The sequence below is a fragment of the Johannesbaptistia floridana genome (assembly GCF_057440575.1).
Map to the genome: position 1 here is coordinate 1 of NZ_JALKVM010000193.1, position 16054 is coordinate 16054.

The 16054-nt window shown below is 37.1% G+C and carries 16 protein-coding genes; 13 read left to right on the plus strand and 3 right to left on the minus strand.

Going from position 1 to position 16054, the window contains the following annotated elements; translation table 11 throughout:
• Positions 1-792 precede the first annotated feature (792 nt).
• From MW688_RS12950 to MW688_RS12970, 5 genes are all read left to right on the plus strand, one after another.
• The gene (locus MW688_RS12950; protein ID WP_486736440.1) at positions 793-2655 is read left to right on the plus strand and encodes an NAD(P)H-quinone oxidoreductase subunit F; all 1863 of its coding nucleotides are present in this window, start codon (positions 793-795) and stop codon (positions 2653-2655) included.
• A gap of 30 nt (positions 2656-2685) precedes the next feature.
• A complete protein-coding gene (locus MW688_RS12955) occupies positions 2686-4206 on the plus strand; it encodes an NADH-quinone oxidoreductase subunit M (RefSeq protein WP_486736425.1) in 1521 nt (506 codons plus the stop codon).
• Between the two features lie 96 nt (positions 4207-4302).
• Positions 4303-5598, plus strand: coding sequence for a CO2 hydration protein (locus tag MW688_RS12960; protein ID WP_486736426.1), 1296 nt, complete (start codon positions 4303-4305; stop codon positions 5596-5598).
• Between the two features lie 100 nt (positions 5599-5698).
• The gene (locus MW688_RS12965) at positions 5699-5935 is read left to right on the plus strand and encodes a DUF433 domain-containing protein (RefSeq protein ID WP_486736427.1); all 237 of its coding nucleotides are present in this window, start codon (positions 5699-5701) and stop codon (positions 5933-5935) included.
• Positions 5936-5943: 8 nt separating this feature from the next.
• Positions 5944-6285, plus strand: a complete 342-nt coding sequence (locus tag MW688_RS12970; protein WP_486736428.1) for a DUF5615 family PIN-like protein — start codon at positions 5944-5946, stop codon at positions 6283-6285.
• A 203-nt stretch (positions 6286-6488) separates the two neighbouring features.
• On the opposite strand, the gene acsF is transcribed toward MW688_RS12970, so the two are convergent.
• A complete protein-coding gene (gene acsF / locus MW688_RS12975) occupies positions 6489-7565 on the minus strand; it encodes a magnesium-protoporphyrin IX monomethyl ester (oxidative) cyclase (protein ID WP_486736429.1) in 1077 nt (358 codons plus the stop codon).
• Between the two features lie 153 nt (positions 7566-7718).
• On the opposite strand from acsF, the gene MW688_RS12980 reads away from it, so the two are divergent.
• From MW688_RS12980 to MW688_RS13010, 7 genes are all read left to right on the plus strand, one after another.
• Positions 7719-8699 carry a bifunctional riboflavin kinase/FAD synthetase gene (locus MW688_RS12980; protein ID WP_486736430.1) on the plus strand — a complete coding sequence of 327 codons (981 nt, stop codon included), beginning with the start codon at positions 7719-7721 and terminating at the stop codon, positions 8697-8699.
• A complete protein-coding gene (locus MW688_RS12985; protein WP_486736431.1) occupies positions 8692-9597 on the plus strand; it encodes an AAA family ATPase in 906 nt (301 codons plus the stop codon). The genes MW688_RS12980 and MW688_RS12985 overlap by 8 nt, the downstream gene beginning before the upstream one ends.
• A gap of 12 nt (positions 9598-9609) precedes the next feature.
• A complete protein-coding gene (gene egtC, locus MW688_RS12990) occupies positions 9610-10413 on the plus strand; it encodes an ergothioneine biosynthesis protein EgtC (RefSeq protein ID WP_486736432.1) in 804 nt (267 codons plus the stop codon).
• Positions 10373-11617, plus strand: a complete 1245-nt coding sequence (locus MW688_RS12995) for an SUMF1/EgtB/PvdO family nonheme iron enzyme (protein ID WP_486736433.1) — start codon at positions 10373-10375, stop codon at positions 11615-11617. The genes egtC and MW688_RS12995 overlap by 41 nt, the downstream gene beginning before the upstream one ends.
• 24 nt (positions 11618-11641) lie before the next feature.
• Entirely contained in the window at positions 11642-12979 is a 1338-nt protein-coding gene (gene dnaA / locus MW688_RS13000) for a chromosomal replication initiator protein DnaA (RefSeq protein WP_486736434.1), read from the plus strand.
• A gap of 136 nt (positions 12980-13115) precedes the next feature.
• On the plus strand, positions 13116-13445 hold the full coding sequence (locus MW688_RS13005) for a hypothetical protein (protein ID WP_486736435.1): 330 nt from the start codon (positions 13116-13118) through the stop codon (positions 13443-13445).
• 11 nt (positions 13446-13456) lie between these two features.
• Complete coding sequence (locus tag MW688_RS13010) at positions 13457-13744, plus strand: hypothetical protein (RefSeq protein WP_486736436.1); 288 nt, start codon at positions 13457-13459, stop codon at positions 13742-13744.
• Between the two features lie 252 nt (positions 13745-13996).
• Here MW688_RS13010 and MW688_RS13015 read toward each other — a convergent pair whose 3' ends face one another.
• Together MW688_RS13015 and MW688_RS13020 are read right to left on the minus strand one after the other, a co-directional pair.
• Positions 13997-14470 carry a BON domain-containing protein gene (locus tag MW688_RS13015; RefSeq protein ID WP_486736437.1) on the minus strand — a complete coding sequence of 158 codons (474 nt, stop codon included), beginning with the start codon at positions 14468-14470 and terminating at the stop codon, positions 13997-13999.
• A gap of 169 nt (positions 14471-14639) precedes the next feature.
• A complete protein-coding gene (locus MW688_RS13020; RefSeq protein WP_486736438.1) occupies positions 14640-15449 on the minus strand; it encodes a glucose 1-dehydrogenase in 810 nt (269 codons plus the stop codon).
• A 189-nt stretch (positions 15450-15638) separates the two neighbouring features.
• Between MW688_RS13020 and MW688_RS13025 the strand changes: the two genes are divergently transcribed.
• Positions 15639-15893 (plus strand): DUF1206 domain-containing protein, encoded by a 255-nt coding sequence (locus MW688_RS13025; RefSeq protein ID WP_486736439.1) that lies wholly within the window; start codon positions 15639-15641, stop codon positions 15891-15893.
• Positions 15894-16054: the final 161 nt, after the last annotated feature.

The following is a 16054-nucleotide window of genomic DNA, read 5'->3' on the forward strand; positions in this document are numbered from 1 at the left end:
AATAATGCAACGATTCTTAACATAAATTCATATTAGGCCCGAGTCCTCTCATAAACTCTTAAGTTGCAGATTTTTAAATCCTTATGTTGATAAAGAATAGGCAAAGTCAATGGAGAAAGTTTGTGTAGCGAACTTTTCTTGAGAATAACAATATTTCCAACAATAATTAGCCCTACTTTTAACACATATAGCGTTTTTCAGTCTACTAAGGTACAGAGATTGACGGATTTAGGAAGGAACAGCGGTGGGACCCCGCGCCGCAATGGGTAGCCCACGCCTGACGGTAACAGCTCAGATCTTGCATCTTTATCAAAAGTTACTGGTGAGGGTTGAGTTTTGAGTTTTGAAGTAATGAGTAATGAGTAAGAGAATTGATGTTAAACCCCTAGGATACAAAGATTATAGAGAATTAACCATAAAGAACATTTTTCCTTAAAAATTAGTACATAAGTTCTGGTGGAAGATATGAGACAGGGAAGGGTTTTAGACTATTTCAAAACTTTTTCTATTTTACGTTTAATTTTACCTACCTACTTAGTTAAGTAGGTAGGTAAAATTAAGTGTACAATGTTGAAGTAGTGGAAATTAAGCATTCGCTTTGTTTAAAGCGAAGTCTATTCTTCAAATTTTATAAGTTTTTAACCGTTTATTTATACCGACCTATTTAGGCTATAGTCCCATTAAAAATACATATCATAGATATAAAGCAATTCTACTTGCTGAATCATACAAAAAACTCTATACTTAAAAAAAGATTAAGAAGTTGTTTACAAAACTTAAATAAATCAAATGATTACTCAGATGCTGAGAGAAACAATCTGGTTGGTTCCTTGTTATGCTCTAATAGGAGCAATACTAGTTATACCCTGGTCTCCAGGAATAATCAGAAAGACTGGACCAAGACCAGCAGGCTATATAAATATTTTAATGACTTTGGTGGCATTTTTCCACAGTCTGATAGTTTTATCAACGACTTGGCACAAACCATCAGAGTATCTCTCATTTAATTGGCTAGATACAACTACTTTAAATATATCTTTTGATGTGGAGATATCCACAGTCACAGTGGCGGCATTAATCTTAGTCACAGGTTTAAATTTGATGGCTCAAATTTATGCTATAGCCTATTTAGAAATGGACTGGGGGTGGGCTCGTTTTTACTCTCTAATAGCTTTATTTGAAGCGGGGATGTGTACTCTAGTACTGTGCAATTCCCTGTTTTTCAGCTATGTAGTGTTAGAAATTCTCACTTTGGGGACTTATCTGTTGATTGGTTTTTGGTTTAACCAATCTTTGGTAGTAACGGGTGCGAGAGATGCTTTTTTAACCAAAAGGGTGGGAGATTTAATTCTGTTGATGGGGGTAGTAGCTTTATTACCCTTAGCTGGTACTTGGAATTATACTGAATTAGCTACATGGGCAGAAACTGCGAATATTGACCCGAAAATAGCTAATTTAGTCTGTTTAGCGCTAATTGCTGGACCTTTGGGTAAATGCGCTCAGTTTCCTCTGCATCTGTGGTTAGATGAAGCTATGGAAGGACCTATGCCAGCTACTATACTGCGCAACACAATAGTAGTTTCAACTGGAGCATGGGTATTGATAAAATTGCAACCAGTACTAGCATTATCTCCCATAACTGGTACAGTATTGATAGGTGTAGGTTCAGTAACAGCAATTGGTGCAGCTTTAATCGCCATCGCCCAAGTGGATATAAAACGCTCTCTATCCTACTCAGTGAGTGCCTATATGGGTTTAGTATTTATCACTGTAGGAACTAATCAAGATACCACGGCTTTGATTTTACTATTGACCTACGCGATCGCCATGTCTCTACTAGTAATGAGTATAGGTGGAGTAGTACTAAACAATATAAGCCAAGATTTGAGACAATACGGTGGTTTATGGTCACGTCGTCCTATTTCCGGGATTTCTTACCTGGTGGGGGCTGCATCTTTAGTAGCGTTACCTCCTGGGGGTAGTTTTTGGTCATTAAGCCAAATGGCGGATCAACTCTGGGAAAATCGCCCCTTACTGGTGGGAGTAGTTTTAGCGGTTAATGGTTTGACTGCCTTTAGTTTGACTTGGGAATTCTGTTTAATTTTTATGGGAAAACCGAAACTAATGACAAATCGTTCCCCAGAAGGTTTATGGGCCCTAGTTTTACCAATGACAATTATGCTGGGATTAGCCTTGCATACACCTCTATTATTAAGTAAATGGGGATTATTGCCTGATTGGAATAACTTGAATTTAGAGGTTGCAGGTTTGTTAGTAGGCACAACTATCATTGGATCTAGTTTAGCGGCTTATGTATATCTCAGCGATAGCTTCACCAAACCAATTGAATTAAAACCCAAAGCTTGGCAAGACTTCCTAGCTTATGATCTTTATACAGAGAAGATTTATAAAGTTACAATTGTGGCTTTAGTGGGTCAAGTTTCAAAACTAGTTTACTGGTTTGATCGCTACATTGTTGATAACGTAATTAATTTCATCGGTTTAGCGACCATTTTTACAGGACAAACTCTCAAATACAATACCTCAGGTCAAACTCAATTTTATGTTCTCACTATTTTGTTAGGTATTGCTTTGTTTGGCATTATCAATAGCTGGAGTTTTTTAACAGAATTGTCACAGGTTTTATTTAAATAAACGTAACTCAAAGGAAGGAAATTAAGAAGAATGTTGAGTTTTTTACTCCTGTTACCAATTTTCGGGGCAGCGATAGTGGGTTTTTTACCGGGTGATTTTATCGGTAATAAATTGCGTCAAATCACAACTATGATCGCCGCTGTTACCTTATTCTGGTCTTTATGGCTATTAACCCAAATAGATATAACTATTTCTAGCTTCCAGTTTCAAGAGTATTTTACCTGGGCAGGACCAATAGGCTTAAACTATAGTTTAGGTATAGATGGATTGTCCCTACCTCTATTAGTTTTAAATAGTCTATTAACCCTAGTAGCTATTTACAGTGTTGGAGAAAAAATTGAACGTCCTCGCCTTTATTATTCCCTTATTTTACTCATAAATGCGGGAATTGCTGGGGCGCTGATGGCTACTAATTTACTGCTATTTGTTCTCTTTTACGAACTAGAAGTTATTCCCTTCTATTTAATGATTGCGATTTGGGGAGGAGAAAAAAAAGGCTATGCAGCCATTAAATTTCTCTTATACACAGCAGTATCAGGACTACTAGTATTAGTTGCTTTCTTAAGTATAGGATTTTTGAGTGAATCTAATAGTTTTGATTATGCTTCTATCAATATAGAGAATTTATCAATCAATACTCGTTTAATTCTCTTGACTCTGTTGTTAGTGGGATTTGGGATTAAAATTCCCCTAGTGCCCTTACATACATGGTTACCAGATGCTTATACAGAGGCAAATCCAGCGACAACAATTCTCTTAGGGGGGATTTTAGCGAAATTAGGGACTTATGGTTTAGTTCGCTTCGGTTTACAAGTATTTCCAGAAGTATGGAGTATAGTAGCGCCGGGATTAGCAATTATTGGTACAATTAGTGTGTTGTATGGGGCCTTGAGTGCGATCGCCCAAAAAGATATTAAACGCATGGTAGCCTATAGTTCTATCGGTCACATGGGCTATATACTAGTAGCATCAGCAGCAGCAACCGAGTTAAGCGTTTTAGGTGCCGTAACCCAAATGATTGCCCACGGCTTAATTTTAGCTTTATTATTCCATTTAGTGGGTATTGTAGAACGCAAAGCTGGTACAAGAGAGTTAGATGTTTTAAACGGTTTAATGAATCCTATCCGTGGTTTACCCCTAACTAGTTCTTTACTAATTTTAGCAGGGATGGCAAGTGCGGGAATTCCTGGATTAGTAGGATTTGTAGCCGAGTTTATGATTTTCCAAGGCAGTTTCACTACTTTTCCCATTCCCACCTTAATTTGTATCATTGCTTCTGGGTTAACAGCAGTTTACTTCGTCATTCTCCTAAATCGAACTTGTTTTGGTAAACTAGATAACAAATTAGCTTACTATCCCAAAGTGATGAGAACAGAAAGTTTACCAGCTTTAGTTTTAGCAGTAATTATTTTGTTTTTGGGAATTCAACCTAATTGGCTAGTTAACTATACACAATCAACCACTGATTCTCTCGCAGTTAACATTACTGTAGAGAATAGCCCTAATATTGCCCAAGCAGAAGACAACAGACAGATTGTTAGATTACCATAACTGAGGTTTTTGTGAGTTGTCCTAACTGTGATGGCGACTACTTGAAGTAAAAAATCAGTAAGTAGGTTTATAAAACAATTAAAAGAGAAAAAAGAGATGACAACAACCATTAATCAAACCAAACTGCCACCCTCCACTCACGAATTCGCTGAAGTGATACATCGCTTAGAAGCAGGAGGATCTATGTTGCCAGATACTCCCGAAAATCTCATGCAAATTATTGGTATTTACAAAGCTTATGCCATACCCATGGACTTCTACTGGCGAGATTTACTATATATAGCCGAAAGAGTCTTTTTAGATCCTCTACCCTTTTTTAAATATTTTCTGCCTCAAGAATATTTAGACTTGCATAATCACTATGCTGGGGATGATGCCGATTTACGAATCTGGCGAGGAGAAGCAACGGCGCATCCAGAATTAATTCAATTTATGGAAAAGGGTACAACTAAAAAAATGCCCAAACTTTTCCATCATCTTTGGCATGACCGCATTAATATGGAGTTTGCTGAAGCTTGTATGCGGGCTATGTTTTGGCATGGTAGGGATTTAGGTTGGGGGAGGTTTGATGACTATCTAGATAGTGAGGAATATCGTCATAATGCAGATAGGGCGATTCGCGCTTACTTCAAGCACAATCCTCCCATGTTAGCCCTCTACAAACTGTTTCCTGAGATGTTTTTAGAACAGGTTAGACAGTTATCATACTATGCTAATCTCGGCTTATTTTGGGAAATAATGGCGCCAGTATTTTTAGAGATGTCTGATATATACGATGAGGGAGGCTTTTCTGGTGTTCCTGAGGCGATGAATTTCATTGTTAACGGTATTTTCGCTGTGGCAGGTCGTCCTATTTACCATCATGTTTATATCAGAGGAGAATGTTATGAAATTATCCCCAAATCCCAAGGCTTCACCTGGTTATATGAAGCGGCATTACCCTATGTAGAAGCTGTCTTTTATCGAACTGCACCTTTTAGAGGAACCAAGTCATATAATGCCCAAGCGGCACAAGTTCCAGAACTCCAAAAGGACTTTCATTATGGTATTCTCTATGCAGATGTGTTCCCTGTAGGAACTGCTGGTATTCCTCCTACTCTCCTGATGGATGATATGTATCATTTTCTCCCTCAATATCTCCAAGATTACTACCAAGAGCATTGTCGTGGTGAAGATGATATTTTGATTCAATTGGGAATTACTTTTCAGCGTTCTATGTATAATGTGACTTCGGCGGTTATTCAAGCTTTACGCGCTGCTGTCCTCTATCCCCTTGATGATTCTAATCCAGAACATCTCAAGAAAAATCGAGAGTTTTTTGAATCTCAATTGGACCGTTTTAAACGTCCTGAAGCAAGGTTAAGAGATATTCAAAACCCTGATTATCGTTAGTTCCACATTGTCCTCCGCCCTTGAGGCGCGAGGATTTTTAATAATCAGAAAAGCTTGCACCAGAACAATGTTTTCTACCATCTCTTAAACTAAAAATATTATGAATAATCAACTTTTAGAACGTATTACTCACCATCCTGATATTTGTCATGGAAAACCTTGTATTAGAGGCTTAAGATATCCAGTTGAATTTATTCTAGAACTATTGAGTTCTGGCATGACAACCGAAGAAATTTTGTTTGATTATGATGATTTAGAACTTGAAGATATTCAAGCTGTTTTTTTATTTGCAGCTCGTTTAAGTCAAGTTAAAAGTATTTTTAAAATTGTCTCATGAAGTTTTTGGTGGATGCACAACTACCAATTCGTTTGGCTAGATTTTTACAAGCTTCTGGTCATGATGCAATACACACTCAAGATTTACCTCAACGGAACTATACCTCAGATACACAAATCAACGAAATTTCAATTAGGGAAAAACGAATTGTTATTACCAAAGATTCTGATTTTCTGGATTCTTTTTTGACCCAGAAAAAGCCTTACAAGTTGCTGATTATTACGACGGGTAATATTAAAAATCAAAAACTTGAAGAAATATTTGCTAGTCACTTATCCCAACTTGTTGATTTGTTTGGGCGGCATCAATATATTGAATTAACTCGTGATGCAATTATTGTACATCAGTAATTATAGCAATGACCAAATAGATGTTAACAGTTATTATCATGAAAAGCCCCCCGAGTTTGCGGGGGGAAGGGGGGATCTGTAAATATAAATATTGTTAACACTACAACGCTCATGGCTATAAGTCAAATTAATCAGGTAAGAATTTAATAATAAATAGGCTAGTTTCTTTTGAAACTAGCCTAATATTGAAAAAAGAGTAAAAACTATTTAACAGTGCCTTCTAGATGAGCTACTTCAATAGGTTTGAGGAAGTATAAACCAATAAATTGTTGAGCATTAGATAGGTAACTAGGTAACTTGCGGAGGAATTTAAGAGGTTGAGGCGCAGAAGTTTGGTCAACACTGCGTAACTTCTCATTATTACTCACACACTTTTCTAAGCTATTGTAGAAAGCGGGATTTTCCACATCTAACACCACAGGGAAGACTCTGCCTGCGGTTTCATTAGTTTTCAAAATTACCTCTTTATCGTATTCTCTGGCATCTAAACCAATTGCCCGATAAAAATCAGAGCGTTGAATATCATTAAGATACATAGTCGCGAATACTGACAATAGGAAGAAACGACACCAGAGTTTAGCTTTCCAGTCATTGAGGATAGAAGGTTGTGCCTTCATAATGGCGTCAAAAAAGTCACCATGTCTATTTTCATCCTGACACCAGTTTTCAAAGAAACTGAAAATAGGATAAATCTGATCTTGAGGATTTGCTTGAAGATGACGATAGATAGTTATATAACGCCAATAACCAATTTTTTCAGAAAGGTAAGTAGCGTAAAAGATAAATTTAGGTTTAAAGAAAGTATATTTGCGGCTTTTAGTTAAGAAACCTAAATCGAGAGTAAGATTAAAATCTGACATCGCCTTGTTTAAAAAGCCAGCATGACGCGCTTCATCTCTTGACATCAGATTAAAGCATTCAGCCAAAAGAGGGTTTTTATTTTTTAAACGGCGTCCTAATTCTTTGTAGAGTAAGAAACCAGAAAATTCAGCAGTGCAAGAGCGTTCTAGAAATTCTACAAATAAACGACGAGTATCGCCATCTATATGTTCCCAAGATTGGTCAAACTGTTCATCACGGACAAAATGGTGACGATTATAATCAACGCGAAACTCTTCGAGGATAGCTCTTAATTCTTCTTCGTTGACAGAGATATCCATTTTGGCGATCTCCTCAAAATCAGTTGTATAGAATCTAGGAGTGAGTATTGTTTCTTTAGCCGGGCTTTTAACTCCTGGGCGTAACTCTTCAAATTCTGGTTTATTAACGGTGTTTACCATGTTTATTTAATCTTTGATACCAATTTATAGATTAGCTTGCTAAGCCATTATTCCTAGTTTAACAAGCTAATCTCAATTTTTTCTGTTAAAAGTTACAACATAATGTCAATTTATGTTAAGACTATAGTAAAGTAAGTAGACTTAAATAATAGTGTGTGGGTAACATCATTAACTAGCAAAATTTGGCAACCGAACGCGATCGCCCTAGGAAACTTTGACGGTATTCATAGAGGGCATCTAGAAGTTTTACAGCCAGTCTTAAAAGCCAACGAGGTTATAGGGTGTACAAACGGCCACCATAACCCCTCCAGTAAGCATCTACCTCTCCAAAAAACCGTAGTTAGCTTTACTCCTCATCCACGGGAGTTTTTTAGTGGAGAAAAAAGGAAACTGCTAACTCCTCTAGAAGAAAAAAGCCAATATTTAGCTAAGTTAGGAATCAATCAACTAATCCTACTACCCTTTGACCAACAATTATCCTTATTAACCCCTGAAGAATTTGTTAAATCATTACTGATAGATACAATTGGAGTCAAACTAATTAGCGTTGGAGAAAACTTTCGCTTCGGTTATCAACGAGTGGGAGATGCCGAAACACTCAAAAGCATTGCCAACAGCTATGGTGTAGAAGTTAACATTACTCGTATTAAAAATCATAGCAACTTCCGCATTAGTAGTTCCCAGATTCGCCAAGCCTTAGAAGAGGGGAACCTAGAAACAGCTAACGCCATGCTAGGCAGAGAATACAGTCTTAGGGGTAAAGTGGTTTATGGACAACAACTAGGGCAAAAACTGGGTTTTCCCACAGCCAATTTAGAAATACCCCCAGAGAAATTCATCCCCAAAAAGGGAGTATATTTAGTAGAAGTTATATCTGAAGCAATCCCCAATCAAGTAAATTATGGATTAATGAATATAGGCAATCGTCCCACAGTAGACGGAAGAAAGCTTACTGTGGAAATCCACATTTTAAATTGGACAGGAAACCTATATAATCAAAGACTACTAGTAAAATTAACAGAATTTTTACGAAGCGAAGTTAAATTTGAATCCTTGACAGCTTTGAAAAGTCAAATAGGTCAAGATATAGAAACAGCTAAACAAATAATAGCCCAAATAAATACCCATGCGTGAATCTCTCGATAGACTTACAGAAAATCTTAGCCGTACTGTTGTTGGTAAAGATGATAAAATTCAACTAGTCTTAGTTGCTCTTCTCAGTGGTGGACACGTCCTTTTAGAAGATGTCCCAGGCGTCGGTAAAACTCTAATTGCCAAGTCTCTGGCTAAATCTATTAATGGCAAATTCCAGCGTATTCAGTGTACCCCAGATTTACTTCCTAGTGATATTACTGGTACTAATATTTGGAATCCTAGTACTAGACAATTTGAATTTATCTCAGGTCCAGTTTTTTCTAACGTACTACTGGCGGATGAAATAAATAGAGCTACACCCAGAACCCAATCAGCTTTGTTAGAGGTGATGGAGGAAAAACAAGTAACCATTGATGGAAACCCTCTACAAGTCCCTCAGCCATTTTTTGTCATAGCCACCCAAAATCCCATTGAGTATCAGGGAACTTTTCCTTTACCGGAAGCCCAAATGGACCGTTTTTCTCTGTCTTTAAGCTTAGGTTATCCCAATGAAAATGAAGAACTCCTAATGCTGCAAAAAGAACAAAATTCCATCAAAGTAGAAGAACTCCAACCGTCTATTACTATTGACGAGGTTGTGGAATTAAGAAATTTAGTGCAGCAAATAAAAGTTACTGAAGCTCTACAACAATATATAGTAAGATTAATTCGTGCTTCTAGGAAAGATGAAGACATTACCCTAGGAGTGAGTCCTCGGGGTACAGTAGCATTGCAAAAAGCTACACAAGCCTTTGCTTTTCTACAAGATAGAGATTATGCTACTCCAGATGATGTAAAAGAAATAGCCCCCTACGTGTTATCTCATCGTATGATTCCAGCGCCGGGAAAACAAAGCAAAATTATCGTCAAGAAATTGTTAGAATCAGTACCAGTTTAACTATATTTATATATGTGTCGCTTATTAGGTTATCTAGGTTCTTCTGTACAACTATATCAACTACTATACCAACCAGAACATTCTCTAATTGCCCAAAGTTATCAACCCCAAGAAATGACCGCAGGATTACTCAACGCCGATGGTTTTGGGGTAGGTTGGTATGATAAAGTTAAACAAGAATCGCCCTACATCTATAAAAATATCCTGCCAATTTGGAACGATATTAATCTACCTCAAATTAGTCGTTATGTAGAATCTGAATGTATATTAGGGTATGTACGGAGTGCAACTCCACCTTTAGCAGTAGATTTAAGTAATTGTCAGCCCTTTAGTGAGCAAAAAATTATATTTATTCATAATGGCTTTATCAGTGACTTTCGAGAAACTCTTTATCGTCCGATTCGCAATTTATTGAGCGATCGCATATACAAATCAATACATGGAACTACTGATTCTGAACATATTTTCGCTTTAATTATCGAAGAATTAACTCAAAAACCTGATTTGAGTCTAAAATCCGCCTTAACTAACGCCCTCAATCATCTCACTACCCTAGCCAGAAAATATAAAACTAAATTCTCCGCCAATATTATCATCAGTGATGGGAGACAATTAGTAGCTTCTCGCTATGGCTATCTTACAAATCAGCCTAGCTTGTATTACTTAAAAAATTCAGTAAAATATTCTGATGGGGTTATCATAACTTCTGAACCATTATTTTCTGATAACTGGACAAGTTGTGCTGAAAATAGCATCATTAGCGTAGGAGAAAGCCTTGCATCCGCCATCGAAGTTAACCAAATCTGTAAAAACTGAAATTACCACAAATCTTTTGGAGTGTCGTCAAAGCACCCTTGGAGTTTTTTCTCAAATTGATGGAGTTACTTTTTGTAAACAAGCCCATCCTGATTTTAGTCCGGTGGGTTGGCATTTTGGTCATATTGCCTTGACAGAAGCCTACTGGATATTAGAATATTTAGGAGGGTTACCGAAACTATGGCCGGAATATCAACAACTATTTGCTGCTGATGGATTGCCTAAATCCCAACGTCAGCAATTACCGTCACTAGAAATTATTGATGATTATTTAAATATAACTAGACAAAAGGTTTTAGATTATTTACAGCAGCAAAAAGAAATTACTAAAGAAGAACGTTTATGGCATTTTTTGATTCAACACGAAAGTCAACACAGTGAAACGATTGCCATTATTTTACATCTCCTTGGTTATCGCCAAGAAGTAAAAGAAATATCTTCATTTCCTATAACAGCGCCAACTCCGACAATGATTGCTATTCCTAGAGGAGAATTTACCCTAGGAAATAATCAAATTATCGCCCAAGATAACGAAAGATATGCCCATCAAGTTTATTTAGATACCTATTATATTGATAAATATCCCGTTACTTGTGGAGAATATCAAAAATTTATACTAGATGGTGGCTATCAAAATCCTCAGTGGTGGACTCCTCAAGGTTGGCAATGGTTATGTGATAACAAGATAACTCAACCTTTATACTGGGAAAACCACAGCCAATTGACTAATCATCCTGTATATGGAGTTAGTTGGTACGAAGCCCAAGCTTATGCTAAATTTGTCGGTAAACGTCTCCCCACCGAAGCCGAGTGGGAAAAGGCTGCCTGTTGGAATGAAACAGCCAAAGAAAAGTATAGTTATCCTTGGGGGAATACTCCTCCCACCGCCTTTGAATGTAACCATCATCTTTATTTAAACTCTACTACTCCAGTTAACGCCTATCCCTCAGGTAAATCTAGTTATGGTTGTTACGATTGCTTAGGGAATGTTTGGGAGTGGACGGCATCTTGTTTTACACCTTATCCCGGCTTTCAATATTATCCTTACTCGGGATATTCTCAAGCTTATTTTGATAATCAACATTATGTACTAAAGGGAGGTAGTTGGGCCACTCGTCGTTGGGGATTGCGTGGCAGTTTTCGTAATTGGTATCAGCCTCAGGTTCGAGAAATCTTTGCCGGGTTTCGTTGTGTGACCTCTTAACTGTGATTAAGGAGTAGTAAATCATTGGAAATAACCGAATTATGGCCAAAAGTTTTAGAACGTTTGCGTCAACAATTAAATACTCCAACTTTTGAAACTTGGATTGAAACTGCTATTCCAGAAAAATGGCAGGATAATGTTTTGGTGTTACGTATACCTAATCGCTTTGTACTTAATCACGTTCAAAAGAATTATCTGGAGATGATAAAAGTTTTGGTGAGTGAAATAACTGCTAAAACCGTTGAAATTCAATTAGTTACTAATGATGGTGAAAATATCTCTCAGTATCCTAATTTATTAGAACATAGATCTTTTAATCTGAGTACATCAACTAGATTAAATCCTAAATATACCTTTTATCGTTTTGTAGTTGGTCCTACTAATCGTATGGCTCATGCAGCTTCTTTAGCTGTGGCAGAGTCTCCTGGAAGAGATTTTAATCCTTTATTTCTTTGTGGCGGCGTTGGCTTGGGAAAAACCCATCTGATGCAAGCTGTAGGACATTATTATTTGGAGATTAATCAAGATGCTAAGATTTTTTATGTTTCTACAGAACAATTTACCAATGATTTAATTGCAGCGATTCGTAATGATAGTATGGAAAGTTTCCGAGAACATTATCGGAGTGCGGATATTCTCTTAATTGATGATATTCAGTTTATCGAGGGAAAAGAATATACTCAAGAAGAGTTTTTTCATACTTTTAATACTCTCCATGAAGCAGGAAAACAAATTGTTTTGGCATCAGATCGCCCTCCCCATCAAATTCCTACTTTAGAACAACGTTTGATTTCTCGCTTCTCTATGGGTTTAATTGCTGATATTCAAGTGCCAGATTTAGAAACAAGAATGGCAATTCTCCAAAAAAAAGCTGAATATGAGAAAATTGATTTGCCAAGAGAGATAATTGAGTATATAGCTAGTCAGTATACCTCGAATATTCGGGAACTAGAAGGGGCATTTATACGGGCGATCGCCCATTTATCTCTGAGTGGTTTAGCCATATCTGTAGAAAATGTGGCAGCCATATTATCACCGCAAGTAGAAGTAGGCATCTCTACCCCAGAAATCATTCTCCAAGCAGTATCAGAAACTATGGGTGTATCTATTCAGGATTTAAAAAGTAGCTCTAGACGCCGGGAAATAAGCCAAGCTAGACAAATAGGAATGTATCTAATGCGTCAACATACTGATTTAAGCTTACCCAGAATTGGAGAGGTATTTGGAGGGAAAGACCATACAACAGTACTCTATAGTTGTGATAAAATTGAACAACTTCAACAAAAAGAACCCCAAATTGCTCAAAAATTATCCCAAGTGAGCGATCGCCTACAAGTTCTTAATCAAAAAAACAAACTATAGGAAATAACGGTAAAATTCACGACGATTTAAAACCCGAGCAAAAAAAGGATAATCTTTTATATTCATGATTTTGAAAATTTACATATTTACATTCAATTAACTTTAGTTCAAAAGAAAAAACATGAAAAAATTAGCATTGATAGTAACAATTTTGATTAGCTTAGGAACTCAAAATGCGATCGCCCAAACTACCGATCTCGAAGAGGAACAGTTCGATAAAGCGATCGAACAATTTGGTTATCTCTCAGGTAACGCTTTTCAATGTAGTGCTTCTACAGAAGCCGAAGCCATTGAAAAACAAGCAATGCAAGCATTTACAGGTATTAGCCGTCTTTTTGGTACCGATCGTGCTTTCTTTTATAGTGCGGCTTACGGAGTGGGAGCGACAGCGGAGATTGATAAAAGTAAATGTAGCGAGTATATCCGTCAATTCCAGGAAGCTATGGATAGCAATAAGCTTAAATAGGAAGAATTACCATGAGAAAACGTTTTTTGAATGCTAATTTAACCCTAATCTCCTTTTCACTTTTGTTAAATCTGATCATACCTTTGAGCGCTCAAGCTCGTCCTAGTGATGAAATTCGCGAAGGCATACGAGAAATTCGCCGTGAACGCCGAGAAGCACTCGAAGAAATCCTCGACGCCGATAGTCTAAGGGAAGCTCGTCGGGAAATCCGAGAGGGTATCAGGGAGGTAAAAAGAGAAAGACGGGAAATGCGTCGGGAAGTAAGAGACGAGCTGAGAGAGTTTTTTGAGGACTTTTAATGCTGCTTTTCTAACGTCAGTTCGACGAAACTAAAAAAGAGCAGGAGGTAGAGTCTGTAAGCTAACTGAGATTGATTAAACTTAAACCCTAAGATCTAGTCTCAGTCTTTTCTTGCACTTTTGCAAGTTCATCGAACTGACGTTGGTATGAGGCAAAGGAAAACCAGGGTGAGAAGGTGGAAATCTCTCAACCTGGCAATTTTTATCAATTAACTATCTATTCAATTTATTAGTTTAGGGAGAATATTTGAATTATTCTTCTAAACCAAGATCAAAAGTAATTTCATGAACCCCAGGAATTTCTTTAACTTGAGAAACTAATCTCTCAGCCTGGCGCTGATTATTAACTGTTCCCGAAAGTCTAACAGAACCATTAGCAACAGCTACTACAACTCCATTATCAACTTTGGACTTGATAGTTTTTTCAATTACATCATCACTAACTGGATTTTCCACGGGTTTAGTTCTTTGAGCGTACTCTATACCAGTATAGTGACTACCTGTGGGAACCATTTTCAGATCGGTTTCATCGTTAGTTACCGCTTTATCTGATGCTCCTAATGCAGCTATTTGTGTTTGAGCTAATGCAGGAGCATTACTCGTAAACAATAGTAAAGATACTGCTACTAATAGTGTAAGTAAACGGCTAACATTCACTTGTCTAAAAGATAACCATAGGGTAGCGATCGCTAATACTGTCATTAATATTGTTAAAGTTACTATCATATTCGCTTTAATTTCTCCTTATCAATTTTTCTATTCATCAGGATATGAAATTTTAGGATTAATTTACATCTCCTAAAAGTTGCAAATTATACTAGTAACTTACTTAATATATAATGACTTTGTATATAAGTCATTATGTATATAAACATTCTTTTTTTGCTTCCAATAACTATTCTCCCGCAGACCAAGGCTTGAGAAAATCAGGATAAAGAGTTAATCCACCATCTACAAAGAGAGTTTGACCAGTTATATAAGAAGCATCATCAGAAACTAAAAACAGAGCAACAGCGGCCATTTCCTCGGAAGTTCCCACTCTTCTCATAGGAATATGACTCTCTATTTCTCTTTTTTTCTCAGGTGCATCTGACCAATCATTAATGGGGGTAGATGTGGCACCTGGGGCAATAGCGTTAACTCTAATTTGTTGAGGAGCATATTCTAGGGCTAGGGTTTTAGTCATATTTTCCATGCCCCCTTTGCTGATAGAATAGCTAATATATTTAGGTCTAGGAATCAACTCGTGAACACTAGAAACGTTAATAATTATGCCACCATTACCTTGATTTAGAAAATTTTTAATAGCTTCGCGAGCACACAAATAAGCACCCCGTAAATTAACATCTATTACCTTATCAAAATCATCGGTTTCGACTTCGTGAGAAGCTTCATTCATTTGTAATCCGGCATTGTTAATCAAGATATCGAGACTACCAAATTTATGAATAACTTTTTCATACATTTGCAGAATATCTGCTTCACTAGAAATATCTCCTTCTACAGGAAGTTGTTCACCAGATTTAGTACCCAACTGAGATTCCATCTTAGCTGCAAGTTTTTTGGTATCATCAAGTTTACTAATATCGTTACGATAGTTTAGGGCTACATTGGCTCCCTCTGCTAAAAAACGAGCGGCGATCGCCTGACCAATTCCAGAAGTTGCCCCTGTAACTAGGACGTTTTTCCCTTTAATACTGTTCATCTAAATCTTTAATATAGGTTTTGTTTATTTTAATTTTAAATTACTTAATTAATTTTGCACATCAACCAAATGAAGGATTTTATTTAAACATCTACCTAATTCTAGTTTTATTTACTTAGACAGATGTAATTATCTTGTTGATTAAATATCTTTATTAGAGAGTCAATATATAATTATTTATCAAAAAAAATGGAAACTTTTGTTAGATTTGGTTACATTGCCAAAGGAGTTGTTTATGGCATTGTTGGATTTTTAGCCTTTTCTCTGGCGGTGGGATGGGGAGGTAAAACAACTGATACCGAAGGTAGCTTATACACTATTGCTAATCAGCCCTTTGGTAGAATACTATTAGGATTAGTCGCGGCAGGTTTAATCGCTTATGCTGTGTATTTATTCGTCCAGGCGCGTTATCGAAGACTGAATTTTAATCTAGATTTTAGTTAAAAAACCTACTCATACTGCAATAACGCAAGCCGAAGATGGGCGCAAGCCAAAGATGGGGGCGCAAGCCGAAGATAAGGGCGCAAGCCGAAGATGGGGGCGCAAGCCGAAGATAAGGGCGCAAGCCGAAGATGGGGGCGCAAGCCGAAGATGGGGGCGCAAGC